Here is a 13,676-nt window from a genome sequence, read left to right as displayed (position 1 = left end):
GGCTGGCGGTGCATTGAGATCAGAAGGCAGATAGATATGCTGGACATCCCCCGTGGTGTTCTCTACCCGGTCCTTCCGCTGAGAGACATCGTCGTCTTCCCCCATATGATCGTCCCGCTGTTCGTGGGCCGCGAAAAATCGGTCCGCGCCTTGGAAGACGTGATGAAGGATGACAAGCAGATCCTGCTGGTCACCCAGAAGAACGCCTCGCAGGATGACCCGACCCCGGCCGACATCTATAGTGTCGGCACCGTCGGCACGGTGTTGCAGCTGCTGAAATTGCCCGACGGCACCGTGAAGGTGCTGGTCGAAGGCGGTAAGCGCGCCACCATCACCAAGTTCGGTGAGAACGAGGAGTTCTTCCAGGCCTATGCCGAGCTGATCGAGGAAGCGGCCAGCGAGCCGCAGGAGCTGGAGGCGCTGTCCCGCGCCGCCGTCTCGCAGTTCGAGCAATATATCAAGCTGAACAAGAAGATTCCGCCTGAGGTGCTGGTCTCGATCAACCAGATCGAGGAGCCGGGCAAGCTGGCCGATACCATCGCCAGCCATCTGCAGCTGAAGATTCCCGAAAAGCAGCAATTGCTGGAGACCCCCACCGTCGCTGAACGGCTGGAGAAGGTCTATGCCTTCATGGAAGGCGAGATCGGCGTGCTGCAGGTGGAAAAGCGCATCCGCAACCGCGTGAAGCGCCAGATGGAGAAGACCCAGCGCGAGTACTATCTGAATGAGCAGATGAAGGCCATTCAGAAGGAGCTGGGCGAGGGCGAGGACGGCAAGGACGAGGTGGCGGAGATCGAGGAAAAGATCGCCAAGACCAAGTTCAGCAAGGAAGCCCGTGAAAAGGCCCAGGCCGAGGTCAAGAAGCTGCGCACCATGAGCCCGATGAGCGCCGAGGCGACCGTCGTGCGCAACTATCTGGACTGGATGCTGTCGATTCCCTGGAAGAAGCGCAGCAAGGTCAAGAAGGACATCAAGGGCGCCGAATCCATCCTGAACGCCGACCATCACGGTCTGGAGAAGGTCAAGGAGCGCATCCTAGAATATCTGGCTGTGCAGCAGCGCATGGATAAGGTGAAGGGTCCGATTCTCTGCCTCGTCGGTCCGCCGGGTGTGGGCAAGACCTCGCTGGGCAAATCCATCGCCAAGGCCACCGGCCGCACCTTCGTGCGCATGTCGCTGGGCGGTGTACGTGATGAGGCCGAGGTGCGCGGTCACCGCCGCACCTATATCGGCTCCATGCCCGGCAAGATCATCCAGGGCATGAAGAAGGCCAAGACCTCCAACCCGCTGTTCCTGCTGGACGAGATCGACAAGCTGGGCGCCGACTGGCGCGGCGACCCGTCGTCAGCATTGCTGGAAGTGCTGGACCCGGAACAGAACAGCACCTTCAGCGATCATTATCTGGAGGTGGATTACGACCTGTCCGACGTGATGTTCGTCTGCACGGCCAATTCGCTGCGGATGCCGCAGCCGCTGCTGGACCGTATGGAGATCATCCGCCTGTCCGGTTACACCGAAGATGAGAAGGTGGAGATCGCCAAGCGCCACCTGATCGCCAAGCAGGTGACCGACCATGGGCTGAAGGAAGGCGAGTTTGCCATCAGCGACGAGGCACTCCGCGACCTGATCCGCTACTACACCCGTGAAGCCGGCGTGCGGTCGCTGGAACGCGAGCTGGCGAACCTGGCCCGTAAGGCGATCAAGGAAATCCTGATGCAGGGTGTCACCAAGGTGAAGGTGACACCGAAGAATCTGGAGAAGTTCGCCGGCGTGCGCCGCTTCCGCTTTGGTGAGGCGGAGCTGGAGGATCAGGTGGGTGCGACCACCGGTCTGGCCTGGACCGAGGTGGGCGGCGAGTTGCTGACCATTGAGGCGGTGATGCTGCGCGGCAAGGGCCGCATCCAGACCACCGGCAAGCTGGGCGACGTGATGAAGGAATCGGTGCAGGCGGCCGAATCTTACGTGAAGGCCAATGCACTGAAATTCGGCATCAAGCCGACCTTGTTCGAACGGCGTGATATCCATGTCCACGTGCCGGAGGGGGCAACCCCGAAGGACGGCCCTTCGGCTGGCGTGGCCATGATCACCACCATCGTCTCCGTGCTGACCGGCATCCCGGTGCGCAAGGATATTGCGATGACCGGTGAAATCACCCTGCGCGGCAAGGTGCTGCCCATTGGCGGGCTGAAGGAGAAGCTGCTTGCAGCCCTGCGGGGCGGTATCAAGCGGGTTCTGATTCCCCAGGAGAATGAAAAGGACCTGGCGGAGATCCCCGACAATGTGAAGAAGGGCCTGACGATCATCCCGGTTTCCACGGTTGATGAGGTGATTGCCAACGCTTTGGCCTCCGCTCCGGTTGAAATCGAGTGGTCTGAGCCCGACGAAGTGGCTCAGATGCCCGGAAAAGCTGGGGAAGAGGACCGGGATGGCGTGATTCGCCATTGAAGTGGATCAGGAAATCGTGTGAATTGGGTTCCCGCTGCCCCCCCGACCAATGTGGGCGTCGGCAGCGGTATCCAATCTCCTTGTGCCTGGACATGCCGTTCGGGCACGCGCAACCGATACTCTCTTGATGAGGGGGGCCTTAAGTGAACAAGAACGATCTCGTTGCCGTGGTCGCCGAAGCGGCTGGTTTGTCCAAGGCGGACGCGAATAAGGCCGTGGATGCGGTCTTCGATGGGATCACCGGCGCGCTGCAGAAGGGCGACGAAGTGCGGTTGGTTGGTTTCGGCACTTTCGCCGTTGCCGAGCGTGCGGCTTCCGAAGGCCGTAATCCCCGCACCGGTGAGAAGATCGCCATCTCCGCCAGCAAGCAGCCGAAGTTCAAGCCCGGTAAGGGCCTGAAGGACGCGCTGAACTGATCTGGCGTTTGGATGCCTCCGGCCGGTTTCCGGCCGGGTGTACCCATCAGATGTTGATGAAACGGGCGGCCAGAAGGCGCGCCCGTTTTCTTTTTTTGGTCTTGAGTGAAGAACAGGGTTGATTCTTTGCGCCGCGCCGCTAATGTCGCCCCCGCAAACGGTTCGGGCGGTTAGCTCAGAGGTAGAGCTTCGGTTTTACACACCGCAGGTCGGGGGTTCGACTCCCTCACCGCCCACCATTGCCCCTAATTGCGCATTGAAATATCTGATGAATAAGGCCGCTGGCAGATGCCTGGCGGCCTTTTTGCTGTCTGGGTTCCGGTGTTTCGGTGGATGCCGTCGTGCTGAAAAAGGTTTTTCGAAAAAAAGCTGATTTCATGTTTGACAAGGGTGGGTGGGTCGCTTATACACCCGCCCACCTCACGGCGACGGGGTGATCGGAAACGAGACGACGGCGCCGGGAAGAGTTAAGCGGGTGTAGCTCAGTTGGTTAGAGCGCCGGCCTGTCACGCCGGAGGCCGCGGGTTCAAGTCCCGTCACTCGCGCCACTCTCCATGAGGTTTAAGCCAGCAGACTGGTTTTGCTGTGCGGGTGTAGCTCAGTTGGTTAGAGCGCCGGCCTGTCACGCCGGAGGCCGCGGGTTCAAGTCCCGTCACTCGCGCCACCCCTTACGACAAAGGGTGATGGCGCCTTAAAGACGATGCCCTTCGGAAGGGGCGGTAAAACTTCCCACCCTGCGCGGGTGTAGCTCAGTTGGTTAGAGCGCCGGCCTGTCACGCCGGAGGCCGCGGGTTCAAGTCCCGTCACTCGCGCCACTTTATCATTTATAATTTTTTGCTGCAAAAAGCCGTGGAACGCACACAGCGTTCTGTACGGCTTTTTTGCTTTTTGATCATGGGGTTGTTGCCCCTGTCTGTTTCCCGGTCTCCGACACCGGCACCTGCATACAGGGATGTTGATGCCGGCAATTTCGCCTCAGCCTCACTGTCCATGCAAGGCTGCCTTGCCGCAGCGCATCAAAAGGCGGAAAGCCAACCATTTCCATGGAGTTGAGAACGTTTCTCAGGCCAAAAAATGGCGTAATTCGCTTTCCTTTGTGCAGGGCCGGGGCCTATATTCCGTTGGGCTTGGGATGTCCCTCGCAAGCCTGCCAGTCCATGAACCGCCCGCGGTTTTGCCAGATGCCCACCGGCCCGTATCGACGGGTCGGCAGAGCGCCGTGGCATAAGCCCGGGCTGAAACGGTGTGACGATGTCCGATCCGTTGTCCAACCCGCTGTTGGTGCAGTACCTGCCGATCCTGGTCTTCCTGGTTATCGCTACCGTGATCGCCGGTGCGATGGTCGGCGCCGCCCTTCTGGTGGGGCCTAAGAAGCCGGATAGTGAGAAGCTGTCGGCCTATGAATGCGGTTTCGAAGCGTTCGACGATGCGCGCAGCAAGTTCGATGTGCGCTTCTATCTGGTCGCCATCCTGTTCATCATTTTCGATCTGGAAGTGGCGTTCCTGTTCCCCTGGGCTATTTCCCTGGGTGGGATCGGCATGTTCGGCTTCTGGTCGATGATGATCTTCCTCGGCATCCTGACCGTCGGCTTCATCTATGAATGGAAGAAGGGCGCGCTGGAGTGGGAGTGATCCCGTTTCCGCGCCGCCTGGGAGCAACAGCGCCATGAGCAACAATCTCGTCACCGGCAACGCTAACAGCGTCGTGACCAATACCAGCCCGCTGCCGCCCGGCTCCGCGCAGGACGCCTATCTGAAGGCCGTCACGACGGAGATTGAGGATAAGGGCTTCATCGTCGCCAAGATGGATGATCTGCTGACCTGGGCGCGCACCGGTTCGCTGTGGCCGATGACCTTCGGTCTGGCCTGCTGCGCGGTGGAGATGATCCATTCCTACATGTCGCGGTACGATCTGGACCGGTTTGGCGTGATTCCGCGCCCCAGCCCGCGCCAGTCGGATGTGATGATCGTCGCCGGCACGCTCTGCAACAAGATGGCCCCCGCTCTGCGCAAGGTCTATGACCAGATGGCGGAGCCGCGCTGGGTGATCTCCATGGGTAGCTGCGCCAATGGCGGCGGCTATTACCATTATTCCTATTCCGTCGTGCGCGGCTGCGACCGCATCGTGCCGGTGGATATCTATGTTCCCGGCTGCCCGCCGACCGCCGAGGCGCTGGTCTACGGCATTCTGCAATTGCAGAAGAAGATCAAGGGCGGCAATCGCCTGATCCGCGCCTGAGTTTGGCTTAAGACGGTTTGTAGGACGCTTGGCTATGAGCGATGAGGCCCTGAAGGAACTCGGTGATTACATCAGTGGCGCCCTGGGCGCTGCTGTGTTGAAGGCCGAGGTGGCGCATGGTGAATTGATGGTGACGCTGACGCGCGAAGGTGCGTTGCGCGGCATCCAGTTCCTGCGCGACGACTCGACGACCCGCTGCGAGATGCTGGCCGACATCGCCGGCGTGGATTACCCGAACCGCCCGGAGCGGTTCGAGGTGGTCTACAACCTGCTGAGCGTCAAGCATAACCACCGTATCCGGGTGAAGGTGACGACGGATGAGGACACGCCCGTGGCCTCCATCGTTTCGCTCTACCCGGTAGCCGGCTGGTTTGAGCGTGAAGCCTGGGATCTGTACGGCATCTTCTTTGCCGATAATCCGGATCTGCGCCGCATCCTCACCGATTACGGTTTCGAGGGGCATCCGCTGCGTAAGGACTTCCCGCTGACCGGCTATGTCGAGCTGCGCTATGACGAAGAGCAGAAGCGCGTCGTCTATGAGCCGGTGACGTTGCGGCAGGATTTCCGCAGCTTCGATTTCCTCTCTCCCTGGGAAGGCATGACGGACGTGCAGTTGCCGGGTGATGAGAAGGCTGTCATTCCGCTGGGCGCGCCGACGCCCGCGGCCAAGCGTTAAGGGGGCCATCCCAATGGCAACGACCAACGTCGCAACCCAGACGGGCGCCGGGATCGCTGTCGCCGGCCAGCCCGGCGAAGTGCAGATCAAGCCGCTGACGATGAATTTCGGGCCCCAGCACCCGGCAGCGCACGGTGTGCTGCGCCTGGTGATGGAGATGGATGGCGAAATCGTCGAACGCGCCGATCCGCATATCGGGCTGCTGCATCGTGGCACCGAAAAGCTGATCGAATACAAGACCTATACCCAGGCCACGCCCTATTTTGACCGGCTGGATTATGTGTCTCCGATGTCGATGGAGCACACCTGGGTTCTCTCGGTGGAAAAGCTGCTGGGCATCGTCCCGCCCAAGCGTGGCCAGTATATCCGCGTGCTCTATGCCGAGCTGACGCGTGTGCTGAACCATCTGCTGAACCTGACGACCTTCGCCCTGGACGTTGGCGCCCTGACGCCGGCACTCTGGGGCTTTGAAGAGCGCGAAAAGCTGATGGAATTTTACGAGCGCGTCTCCGGCGCCCGTATGCACGCTAATTATTTCCGTCCCGGTGGCGTCAATCTGGACCTGCCGGCCGGTCTGGCCGACGATATTTTCGAATATACGGAGCGGTTCCCCAAGTTCTATAACGACCTGGAGACCCTGCTGACCGAGAACCGCGTGTTCAAGCAGCGCACGGTTGATATCGGCGTCGTCAGCGCCGCCGATGCGCTGGCCTGGGGCTTCAGTGGCCCGATGCTGCGCGGCTCCAACGTGGCTTGGGATTTGCGCAAGGCGCAGCCCTATGACAGCTACGAGGAATTCGATTTCGATATCCCGGTCGGCCTGACCGGCGACTGCTATGCCCGCTATCTGGTGCGCATGGAGGAGATGAAGCAATCCATTTCCATCATGCGTCAGGCGCTGGACAAGCTGTCCAAGACGCCGGGCCCGGTGAAGGTGAATGACCGCAAGGTGTCGCCGCCGTCGCGTGGCGAAATGAAGCGGTCGATGGAATCGCTGATCCATCATTTCAAGCTGTATACCGAAGGCTATCACGTGCCGGCCGGTGAGACCTATACGGCGACGGAGTCGCCGAAGGGCGAGCTGGGTGTGTATCTGGTGTCCGACGGCACCAACCGCCCGTATCGCTGCAAGATCCGCCCGACCGGCTTCTCGCATCTGCAGGCGATGGATTTCATGTCCAAGGGCCATATGCTCGCCGACGCTGTGGCGATCATCGGCTCCATGGACATCGTGTTCGGAGAGATTGACCGATGAGTGCCGCCCATTCCCATGGTCCCGCCGTGGCGGAGCCGACCAGCTTCGAATTCTCTGCGGAGAATGTGGAGCACGCCAAGCGCATCATCGCCAAATATCCCGAAGGCCGACAACAGAGCGCGGTAATGCCGCTGCTTGACCTGGCCCAACGCCAGTGCGGCGGCTGGCTGCCCAAGGTCGCCATCGATTATGTGGCCCACTATCTGGACATGGCGCCGATCCGCGCGCTGGAAGTCGCCAGCTTCTATACGATGTATAATCTGAAGCCGGTGGGTAAGCATTTCGTTCAGGTCTGCACCACCACGCCTTGCTGGCTGCGCGGGTCGGATGATGTGCTGCACGCCTGCGAGAAGAAGCTGGGCATCAAGGCCGGCCAGACCACGCCGGATGGTCAGTTCACCGTGATCGAGGTGGAATGCCTCGGCGCCTGCGTGAACGCCCCGATGATGCAGATCGGCGACGATTTCTATGAAGACCTGACGGCGGAGACGACGGAAAAGGTTCTCGACGCGCTGGCGCGTGGCGAGAAGCCGACGGTCGGGCCGCAGAATGGCCGCATCCGGTCTTGCCCGGCGGGCGGTCCGACCACGCTCACCCAGTCGGCGTTGGCCGCTGGCGTGAAGCCGCAGAACTGAGGGGAGGGGAGAGATCATGCTTCGCGATGAAGACCGTATCTTCACCAACCTCTACGGCTTTGAAAGCCCGTTCCTGGACGGGGCCAAGACCCGTGACGACTGGTCCGGCACCAAGGATATCCTGGATCTCGGTCGTGACAAGATCATCGAGCTGGTAAAGGAATCCGGCCTGCGTGGTCGTGGCGGCGCTGGCTTCTCCACGGGCATGAAGTGGTCCTTCATGCCCAAGACCAGCAATGGCCCTGTCTATCTGGTCGTGAATGCCGACGAAGGCGAGCCCGGTACCTGTAAGGATCGGGAAATCATGCGCCATGATCCGCACAAGCTGATCGAAGGCTGCCTGATTGCCGGTTTCGCCATTGGGGCCACCGCCACCTATATCTATATTCGTGGCGAGTTCTATTACGAGGCTGCCAACGTTCAGCGCGCCATCGACGAGGCTTACGCTTCGGGCCTGATCGGCAAGAACGCCTGTGGCTCCGGCTATGATCACGACGTCTATCTGCATCTGGGCGCCGGCGCCTATATTTGCGGTGAAGAGACAGCGCTGATCGAAAGCATCGAGGGCAAGAAGGGCCAGCCGCGTAACAAGCCGCCCTTCCCGGCCATGGCGGGTCTTTATTCCCGTCCGACGACGGTGAATAACGTCGAGTCCATCGCCGTGGTTCCCACCATTCTGCGCCGGGGTCCGTCCTGGTTCGCCGGTCTGGGCCGTCCGAAGAACAGCGGCACCAAGCTGTTCTGCATCTCCGGTCATGTGAACCAGCCCTGCACCGTCGAAGAAGAGATGGGCATTCCGCTGAAGGAACTGATCGAGAAGCATTGCGGCGGCGTGCGTGGTGGCTGGGATAATCTGCTGGCCATCATTCCCGGCGGTTCTTCGGTACCGCTGCTGCCCAAGGAAATCTGCGACACGGTGCTGATGGATTTCGACAGCCTGCGGGAGGTCCGTTCGGGCCTTGGCACGGCGGCCGTCATCGTCATGGACAAGTCGACCGACATTGTCCGTGCCATCGCCCGCCTGTCGAAATTCTACATGCATGAAAGCTGCGGCCAGTGCACGCCGTGCCGTGAAGGCACCGGCTGGATGTGGCGCGTGATGGAGCGTCTGGTGAAGGGCAATGCCCGTGTCGAGGAAATCGACATGCTGCTGGACGTGACCAAGCAGGTGGAAGGTCACACGATCTGCGCGCTGGGTGATGCCGCCGCGTGGCCGATCCAGGGTTTGATGCGTCATTTCCGCCCCGAGGTGGAACGCCGCATTCTTGAATACCGCACGCACGCCGAACGCGGCGCGCGCGTGGCCGCAGAGTAAGTCGGGGCCCGAGAGGATACCATGCCCAAGCTCACCATCGACGGTATCGAGGTCGAAGTCGCCCCCGGTACCTCCGTGCTTCAGGCTTGCGAGCAGCTCGGCATCGAGGTGCCGCGCTTCTGCTACCACGAGCGCCTGTCCGTTCCCGCCAACTGCCGCATGTGCCTCGTCGAGGTGGAGCGCAGCCCCAAGCCGGTGGCATCCTGTGCCATGCCGGCGGGGGAGGGGATGGTCGTCAAGACCAATACCGACACTGTCCATAAGGCCCGCAAGGGCGTGATGGAATTCCTGCTGATCAACCACCCGCTGGATTGCCCGATCTGCGACCAGGGTGGTGAGTGTGATCTGCAGGACCAGGCGGTCTCCTACGGCTACGATCGTGGCCGCTATGAAGAGAACAAGCGGGCGGTGAAGGATAAATATATGGGTCCGCTGATCCGGACCTATATGACCCGCTGCATTCAGTGCACCCGCTGCATCCGCTTCGTGGATGAGATTGCCGGCGTGCCGGCCCTGGGCGGTCTGGCCCGTGGCGAGCATCTGGAAATCACCCCGGCGCTGGAAGCCGGTGTGAATTCGGAAATGTCGGGCAATCTGGTGGATGTCTGCCCGGTTGGCGCGCTGACCTCCAAGCCCTACGCCTACAATGCGCGTCCGTGGGAGCTGCGCAAGACCGAAAGCATCGATGTGATGGATGCTGTCGGTTCCAACATCCGCGTCGACGCCCGTGGCGGCGAGGTGCTGCGTGTGCTGCCCCGCCTGCACGAGGATGTGAACGAGGAATGGATCAGCGACAAGACCCGCTATGCCATTGACGGTCTCAAGCGTCAGCGTCTGGACCGCCCCTATGTGCGCGGCGCCGACGGCAAGCTGAAGCCCGCGACCTGGGCGGAAGCCTTTGCGGCCATCAAGGCCCGCGTGGCGCCGCTGCCGGGCAACAAGGTGGCCGGTATCGTCGGCGATCTGGTTGATGTCGAAAGCGTTGTGGCGCTGAAGGATCTGCTGACCAAGCTGGGTTCGGCGAACATGGATTGCCGTCAGGACGGCGCCCTGTTCGATGCCAGCAACCGCGCCGGCTATATCTTCAATACTGGCATTGCCGGTATTGAGAATGCCGATGTCGTGCTGCTGATCGGCAGCAACCCGCGGTGGGAAGCCCCGCTGGTCAATGCCCGTATCCGCAAGACCTATCTAACCGGCAAGCTGAAGAAGGTTGCCGTGGTCGGCCAGAATTTCGATCTGACTTATCCGACTGAATTCCTGGGCAATAGCGGTTCGGTCCTGTCGGCCCTGGCTGACGGCTCGCATCCGTTTGTCGAAACGCTGAAGGCCGCCAAGAACCCGCTGATCATTCTGGGTGCCGGTGCGCTGCGCCGTGGCGATGGGCTGGCCGTTCAGGCCGCTGCTCGCGCCATTGCCGAGAATGTTGGTGCTGTACGGGAAGACTGGAACGGTTTCAACGTGCTGCATCTGGCCGCCGGCCGGGTTGGCGCGCTGGATGCCGGCTTCCTGCCGGGCAACGGTGGGCGCGATCTGGCCGGTATCCTGGCCGGTGCGCAGTCGGGTGAGATTGAGGCGGTCTATCTGCTGGGGGCTGACGAGATCGATGGCGCCAAGCTGGGCAAGGCCTTCGTGATCTATCAGGGCCATCATGGCGATCGTGGCGCCCATCGCGCCGACGTGATCCTGCCGGGTGCCGCCTATACCGAGAAGAACGCCACCTACGTCAATACGGAAGGCCGCGTGCAGCACGCCCGCTTCGCCACCTTCCCGCTGGGCGAGGCGCGCGAGGATTGGAAGATCCTGCGCGCCCTGTCGACGGAGTTGGGGCGGCCCTTGCCTTATGACACCTTGGCCCAGTTGCGCCAGCGGCTGGTGCAGGTCAACCCGGTATTCGGTTCACTGGATCGCTTGCTGCCGGCCGTTTGGGGCCCGTTCGGTCAGGCCGGTGTCATTGCCGATGCGCATTTCGCCTCGCCGATCGAGAATTTCTATATGACGGACCCGATCAGCCGCGCCTCGCAGACGATGGCGCAATGTACGGAAGCTTTCCTGAAGCCGGCTCTGCCGGCCGCCGCTGCGGAGTAAGCGACGATGTTCGAGAATGTGGCTCAACTGTGGGATCAGTTGCCGCTGATAATCCGGATCGTCGCATCGATCCTGGTCATCACCGTGCCATTGCTGATCGGCATGGCTATGCTGACCTATTTCGAGCGCAAGGTGATGGCGGCGATGCAGCTTCGCCAAGGTCCGGCCCTGGTCGGTCCCTGGGGTTTGCTGCAGGCATTCGCCGATGGCCTGAAGCTGCTCGGTAAGGAAGTCATCATTCCGGCCGGTGCCAACCGCGTCGTCTTCGTTGCAGCACCGATGCTCACCTTCCTGCTGGCGCTGGTCGCCTGGGCGGTGATCCCGTTCGGCAAGGGGCTGGTGCTGGCAGATATTAATGTCGGCGTCCTCTACCTCTTCGCCATCAGTTCGCTGGGTGTCTATGGCATCATCATGGCGGGCTGGGCGTCGAATTCGAAATACGCCTTCCTGGGTGGTCTGCGCGCTGCAGCACAGATGGTTTCTTACGAGGTCTCCATTGGCCTCGTGATCATCACCGTGCTGCTCTGCGTCGGGTCGCTGAACCTGTCGAAGATCGTGGAAGCTCAACGAGGCCTCTGGTTCTGCTTCCCGCTGTTCCCGATGTTCATCATCTTCTTCATCTCGGCACTGGCGGAAACCAACCGCGCTCCTTTCGATTTGCCGGAAGGCGAATCTGAACTGTCCGGTGGTTTCAACGTCGAATATTCGTCGATGGCGTTCGCCCTGTTCTTCCTGGGCGAGTACATCAACATGATCCTGATGAGCGGAATGACCTCCATCCTGTTCCTGGGGGGCTGGCTTCCGCCGCTGGATATTGCGCCGCTGAACTGGATACCGGGCCCGCTCTGGTTCATCTTGAAGATCTGCTTCTGCCTGTTCTGCTTCATCTGGGTGCGTGCGACGCTGCCGCGTTACCGCTATGACCAGTTGATGCGGCTGGGCTGGAAGGTCTTCCTGCCGTTCTCGTTGATCTGGGTCGTCCTGACCGCCGGTGTCCTGGTCTATTTCGACCTGCTGCCGAAATGATATCGCTTGTAAAGGGTAGGGGGCATCGTTCCCCCGCCCGGTTATGGAGGTGATCATGGCCCTGCTCGACCGTACCGCGCGCGGCCTGTTCCTGGTGGAGCTTGTGAAGGGCATGGCGCTGACATTCAGCTACATGTTCCGCCCACGCGCGACCATCAACTATCCGTATGAGCGCGGGCCGACCAGCCCGCGCTTCCGCGGTGAACATGCCCTGCGCCGTTACCCGAACGGCGAGGAACGCTGCATCGCCTGCAAGCTTTGCGAGGCGATCTGCCCGGCCCTGGCCATCACCATCGAAGCCGAACCGCGTGAGGATGGCAGCCGCCGGACCACGCGTTACGACATCGATATGACGAAGTGCATCTATTGCGGTTTGTGCCAGGAGGCCTGCCCTGTGGATGCCATCGTCGAGGGGCCGAACCTGGAATTTGCCACGGAAACCCGCGAGGAGCTTTTCTATAACAAGGAAAAGCTGCTGGCGAATGGCGACCGCTGGGAAGCCCTGATCGCTGCCAATCTTGCGGCAGATGCGCCGTACCGATAAAAACCCTTGGCGTTCCGGCGATCCCGCCGGAACGTCCGCCTGCCCTTCGCCCGGAGTATCCTCCGTGACCTGTTTCAGCAAACGACCCGCGCCGGAGGCGGCGTAACCATGGTGAATATCGCATTCTTCGTGTTCGCCGCGATCCTGCTGGCTTCGGCCGTGCGGGTGATCACCGCCAAGAACCCCGTTCACTCGGTGTTGTTCCTCATCCTCGCCTTCTTCAGCGCAGCAGCCCTGTTCGTGCTGATCGGCGCCGAATTCGTGGCCATGATCCTGGTCATCGTTTATGTCGGCGCGGTGGCGGTGCTGTTCCTGTTCGTGGTGATGATGCTCGACATCAACTTCCAGGAACTGCGCCAGGGCTTCTTGCGCTATCTGCCGGTCGGCCTTGTGGTCGGCGGCATCCTGGCGGTGGAACTGGGCTTCTTGGCTGCCACGCAGTTGATCGGCCCGGTGGAGGCCGCGGGCGGCCCCACGGCCATTCCGCCGGCGTCGGAACTGACCAATACACAGGCCATCGGCCATATCCTCTATACCGACTACGTATACGCCTTCCAGGCTTCCGGCCTGATCCTGCTGGTCGCGATGATCGGCGCCATCGTGCTGACCCTTCGGTCGCGCAAGGGTGTCCGTCGCCAGCAGATCGGCCAGCAGCTTGACCGCAAACGCGACCAGGTTGTCGCGGTGCGGAAGGTGCCGACGCGGGGGGGCGTCTGATCATGTTGGAAGTTGGACTTTCGCATTACCTGATCCTGTCGGCGGTGCTGTTCACCATCGGCGTGTTCGGCATCTTCCTGAACCGGAAGAACGTGATCATCATCCTGATGTCCGTGGAAATGATCCTGCTGGCGGTCAACATCAATCTGGTGTCCTTCTCGGTCTATCTCAATGACCTGGTGGGCCAGATTTTCACCATGTTCATCCTGACCGTGGCCGCCGCGGAAGCGGCGATCGGTCTGGCGATCCTGGTGGTGTATTTCCGCAACCGCGGCACGATCGCGGTTGAAGACATCAACATGATGAAGGGTTGAGGCGGG

The 13,676-nt window shown here is 61.2% G+C and carries 13 protein-coding genes and 4 tRNA genes; all 17 read left to right on the top strand.

The annotated features are described in order from the left end of the window. Positions 1 to 36: 36 nt before the first annotated feature. The 17 genes from lon to nuoK all read left to right on the top strand — a co-directional run bounded on the left by lon (position 37) and on the right by nuoK (position 13,670). Positions 37 to 2,445, top strand: coding sequence for an endopeptidase La (gene lon / locus PCJ49_RS06280; protein ID WP_269910198.1), 2,409 nt, complete (start codon positions 37 to 39; stop codon positions 2,443 to 2,445). Between the two features lie 143 nt (positions 2,446 to 2,588). Continuing rightward, positions 2,589 to 2,861 carry an HU family DNA-binding protein gene (locus tag PCJ49_RS06275; RefSeq protein ID WP_089288043.1) on the top strand — a complete coding sequence of 91 codons (273 nt, stop codon included), beginning with the start codon at positions 2,589 to 2,591 and terminating at the stop codon, positions 2,859 to 2,861. A 164-nt stretch (positions 2,862 to 3,025) separates the two neighbouring features. Continuing rightward, positions 3,026 to 3,100: transfer RNA gene (locus PCJ49_RS06270), tRNA-Val, on the top strand. 232 nt (positions 3,101 to 3,332) lie between these two features. Further along, positions 3,333 to 3,409, top strand: a tRNA-Asp gene (locus tag PCJ49_RS06265). A 39-nt stretch (positions 3,410 to 3,448) separates the two neighbouring features. Then, positions 3,449 to 3,525: transfer RNA gene (locus PCJ49_RS06260), tRNA-Asp, on the top strand. 74 nt (positions 3,526 to 3,599) lie between these two features. Then, positions 3,600 to 3,676, top strand: a tRNA-Asp gene (locus PCJ49_RS06255). A gap of 436 nt (positions 3,677 to 4,112) precedes the next feature. Then, positions 4,113 to 4,493, top strand: coding sequence for an NADH-quinone oxidoreductase subunit A (locus tag PCJ49_RS06250; RefSeq protein ID WP_089288042.1), 381 nt, complete (start codon positions 4,113 to 4,115; stop codon positions 4,491 to 4,493). A gap of 34 nt (positions 4,494 to 4,527) precedes the next feature. Next, entirely contained in the window at positions 4,528 to 5,100 is a 573-nt protein-coding gene (locus PCJ49_RS06245; protein ID WP_089288041.1) for an NADH-quinone oxidoreductase subunit B, read from the top strand. Between the two features lie 34 nt (positions 5,101 to 5,134). Next, positions 5,135 to 5,776, top strand: a complete 642-nt coding sequence (locus PCJ49_RS06240) for an NADH-quinone oxidoreductase subunit C (RefSeq protein WP_269910197.1) — start codon at positions 5,135 to 5,137, stop codon at positions 5,774 to 5,776. A 100-nt stretch (positions 5,777 to 5,876) separates the two neighbouring features. Then, positions 5,877 to 7,031, top strand: a complete 1,155-nt coding sequence (locus tag PCJ49_RS06235; protein WP_269910505.1) for an NADH-quinone oxidoreductase subunit D — start codon at positions 5,877 to 5,879, stop codon at positions 7,029 to 7,031. Beyond that, positions 7,028 to 7,666, top strand: a complete 639-nt coding sequence (nuoE, locus tag PCJ49_RS06230; RefSeq protein ID WP_269910196.1) for an NADH-quinone oxidoreductase subunit NuoE — start codon at positions 7,028 to 7,030, stop codon at positions 7,664 to 7,666. The genes PCJ49_RS06235 and nuoE overlap by 4 nt, the downstream gene beginning before the upstream one ends. A gap of 16 nt (positions 7,667 to 7,682) precedes the next feature. Beyond that, a complete protein-coding gene (gene nuoF, locus PCJ49_RS06225) occupies positions 7,683 to 8,981 on the top strand; it encodes an NADH-quinone oxidoreductase subunit NuoF (protein ID WP_269910195.1) in 1,299 nt (432 codons plus the stop codon). A gap of 21 nt (positions 8,982 to 9,002) precedes the next feature. After that, the gene (nuoG, locus tag PCJ49_RS06220; protein ID WP_269910194.1) at positions 9,003 to 11,069 is read left to right on the top strand and encodes an NADH-quinone oxidoreductase subunit NuoG; all 2,067 of its coding nucleotides are present in this window, start codon (positions 9,003 to 9,005) and stop codon (positions 11,067 to 11,069) included. A 6-nt stretch (positions 11,070 to 11,075) separates the two neighbouring features. Next, positions 11,076 to 12,095 (top strand): NADH-quinone oxidoreductase subunit NuoH, encoded by a 1,020-nt coding sequence (gene nuoH / locus PCJ49_RS06215; RefSeq protein ID WP_269910193.1) that lies wholly within the window; start codon positions 11,076 to 11,078, stop codon positions 12,093 to 12,095. A 55-nt stretch (positions 12,096 to 12,150) separates the two neighbouring features. After that, entirely contained in the window at positions 12,151 to 12,639 is a 489-nt protein-coding gene (gene nuoI / locus PCJ49_RS06210; RefSeq protein WP_089288128.1) for an NADH-quinone oxidoreductase subunit NuoI, read from the top strand. A 108-nt stretch (positions 12,640 to 12,747) separates the two neighbouring features. Then, positions 12,748 to 13,356, top strand: a complete 609-nt coding sequence (locus PCJ49_RS06205) for an NADH-quinone oxidoreductase subunit J (RefSeq protein WP_089288034.1) — start codon at positions 12,748 to 12,750, stop codon at positions 13,354 to 13,356. Positions 13,357 to 13,361: 5 nt separating this feature from the next. Beyond that, entirely contained in the window at positions 13,362 to 13,670 is a 309-nt protein-coding gene (gene nuoK, locus PCJ49_RS06200) for an NADH-quinone oxidoreductase subunit NuoK (RefSeq protein ID WP_089288127.1), read from the top strand. Positions 13,671 to 13,676: the final 6 nt, after the last annotated feature.

Source organism: Niveispirillum sp. BGYR6 (assembly GCF_027568365.1).
GTDB lineage: Bacteria > Pseudomonadota > Alphaproteobacteria > Azospirillales > Azospirillaceae > Niveispirillum.
The sequence above is the reverse complement of the archived record's forward strand: the minus strand, read 5'-3'. Positions and strand labels throughout refer to the sequence as shown.